The organism is Komagataeibacter xylinus NBRC 15237 (assembly GCF_001571345.1).
Taxonomy (GTDB): Bacteria; Pseudomonadota; Alphaproteobacteria; order Acetobacterales; family Acetobacteraceae; genus Komagataeibacter; species Komagataeibacter xylinus.
The window spans coordinates 1-2865 of sequence record NZ_BCTP01000103.1; the positions used below are offsets into that span (position 1 = coordinate 1).

The 2865-nt window shown below is 44.5% G+C and carries 4 protein-coding genes; all 4 read right to left on the reverse strand.

The genetic code is table 11. The features are described from left to right. Positions 1–665 (reverse strand): relaxase/mobilization nuclease domain-containing protein (locus tag GXY01S_RS18445; RefSeq protein ID WP_370664567.1); only part of this gene is annotated, 665 nt, incomplete at its 3' end. 83 nt (positions 666–748) lie between these two features. Next, on the reverse strand, positions 749–1147 hold the full coding sequence (locus GXY01S_RS16480) for a hypothetical protein (RefSeq protein ID WP_061276851.1): 399 nt from the start codon (positions 1145–1147) through the stop codon (positions 749–751). 314 nt (positions 1148–1461) lie between these two features. Further along, positions 1462–1881, reverse strand: a complete 420-nt coding sequence (locus GXY01S_RS16485; protein WP_061276853.1) for a hypothetical protein — start codon at positions 1879–1881, stop codon at positions 1462–1464. A 75-nt stretch (positions 1882–1956) separates the two neighbouring features. Next, on the reverse strand, positions 1957–2388 hold the full coding sequence (locus tag GXY01S_RS16490; protein WP_061276855.1) for a hypothetical protein: 432 nt from the start codon (positions 2386–2388) through the stop codon (positions 1957–1959). Positions 2389–2865 lie beyond the last annotated feature (477 nt).

Sequence of the window (2865 nt, forward strand, 5' to 3'; positions counted from 1 at the left end):
TTCAAAGCATGAACATTGCCAGTCTGGTCTATGACAACCGGCCCCTTATCCCCCATAGCCAGATGACAACCATGAGCCTTTAACTGCTCTCTCAGAATATCCGGGTTGTAGCCCTTCCAGCCCTTGAGAACGATTACAGCCAGACCAGCCTTATCAATATGGGTGCGTTCCTGTTGGGCACGTTCCTGGGGCTTCAGTTTCCCTCTGGTGCGTGTTCCTTCCAGTCCTGCATCCCTGAGTATCTGGGCTTGGGCTGTTTTCCCTTCGGCTTCCAGAGCCTTGATAACAGCATCATTATGTCTGCCGGACAGGATAGGTTCTCCTGTGCGTATTTCTGCCAGTCGGTTCAGCTTCTCACGTCTGATGAAATCATTATCCATTCGGATACAGGAACCCGATGGCAACAGAAGGGAATACACCCTGTGCTTGTGTTCCCGGCCATGTTTGACATGCACAACTTCAGTGAAGGGCTGTTTCTGGAGAAAAAATTCATTTTCGTAATCCTGCCAGAAATCAGCCCATTGGTCTGATGTCCAGTCGTGTGCGGGGTCTGCATGAACATGGTGGAGAGGTTTGGAATGGCTGGCATAACTGCCAATAGTGGTGAGTTCCTTAATCTGGTCTTTCGTGCCGGTTTCAATCAACCCACGTGATGCACCAACCATGACAGCATCATTCTGACGCTTGTAGTCCAGAAGGTGACGCCATAGTCCTGAGCCACCCTTGCCACGTGTAGCCCCGCTAATCATTATTTTCCTTCAAGCTTCTTGCGGAGCTTGTCCAGATTACGCACAGCATCACGCACATCCGGGATAAGGGATTCTGCTTCAGCATGAGCCATGACATGACCCTCCTGACGTGATTTGATGGCATATTGCACCAATGCCCCACACAGTTCAGCCGTGCTTTCCCTGAGCCTGTAAAGCTCCTTGATGTATTCCGGCTTGGGGGGTGTGCGTGGACTATAGGCTTTGACTGGCTTGACCTTCTGATATGTATCAGAGGGTGAAAGAGCACCAGCCAGACACTCACGCACAAGACTGTTGGCTGTGATGTCACGCTGTCTGGCATGGTTTGTGATGCTCGCATATTGCTCATCATCCAGACGAACCAGTAACGATTTTTTCAGTTTTCTTTTTTCACTCATGTAATGGGTCTCCTGCTTAAATGGGGGTCAACGGGGGAAAAGCATTTTCCCCCTTGCCAGTTACCAGTAGACGCGAAGCGGATACTGGTATGCCTGGCTATAATCAAAAGATAACAAAAGGGATGGCAAACAAGATGAGAAAACGTAAGCAGGTATAAAAAGGTATTTTACAGGTATAATGCAGGTGCTTTGTATAAAATGTGTTACATATATGAAAACTTAAACAGTATTTTGTGTTGATGTGATTTTATAAAAATAGGTCAGTAGTCAACATAAAACCCTGTTGACTATGAAGGGGAAAACATAATGAATGGTCAAGCGGGAACGCTGTTGACTGTTTCCTGATTTTTCTGTTGGCGTGACTTCCTGCGAACAACCTTGCTGACAGCATCCTTGAATGCATAAGCATGGTTCTTGAGTTCTGCGAGGTCTTCAGGATTGTCCTGGATAACGTCCAACAGGGTTTCAAGGTCCTGGAAGATGGAAGGAAGGGTCGTTACCTGACTTCTGACACGTTCCCTGTTTACGGCTTCACTGGTGACACGCCACCATTCCTGCACTTCAGCTTTTTCCTGTTTGGTGCATTTATCCAGAATGCCACCGGAAACCATGGAAAAATAGCAGGGGAAAGAGCCAAGGGTTTCCTTGATGGCTCGCTTCTTTTCAGGGCTGTAGGTCCAACGACTGATTTCCCATTTGGGTGTGCCTTTGTTGTCTAATAATCTAAATTGCATATTAAAATCTCCTTATAAAATGACTGAAAAACTCCTTGTGAATTTTGTCTGTTTGAATGGTTGGGGGTAAGAAAATCAGCGTTTCTTTTTTGTGACTTCCACGATAACAGGGGCTTTCTTATGTGGAGCCTTGGGAAGCGTCAAAGTCCTGCGTTCTGGCTTCTGAGCACCAATCTGTTGCTTTTTCTGTTCCTGAGCCTTGGCCTGTGCTTTTTTACGCTTTTTATTTTCCATGGAGTGAGCGGAAAATATGCCCCCATCCGGGAAAATATTGAACAGCCATTGCTTGTCAGTGCCATCCAGATTGGCCTTGTAAAAAGTCAGTTTGTCATTGCCTACATAGCAATACATCTGCTTCCCATCATCCAGAGTGACGCAAAAGGTCTTGTCAGACTTGCCTCCCTCTGGTGTGGCTTCAAAAAACGCATTGCCTTCGTTCAACACCTTTCGTTCCTGAAAATTAAGCAGACCAAATGATGTGAATAATGCTTTTTTGGCTTTTGCCATAATAGTTCTCCTTTAAATTGTGTTGCTGTATTTTTAAATATTAACATAACATTAAACATAAAATCAAGTATAATGTTAATCTATATTTATAAATGTCGTATTTTATTATTGATGTTGAATGGTTGTTATGTTTTTTATGGAATGGTCAATAGGTTTTTGTGTTGACTATGAAAGGAAAAAACAGTGTGTAATTCAACATAAAATACTGTTTATGAATGGACAGAAAAAGAAAAACATCCCAAAAACCATAGAAAACCAAGGTTCTGGTATAATCCCTGTATATCCATCATGCGGGATAGCCCGGAAAACGTGGAATAAGACGTATGGAGCAACGAAAAGCCTTCAGGGGGTAGGATTATATGCCTGAAGGGCAAAACGGTCATGACGTGGCAATTATGCGCGTTTGCCATTGAATAGTCCGTTATATGTGGGGAGGACTTGTCACCCCTACCATCCAAATCGTCAAAAAAAGCCAAA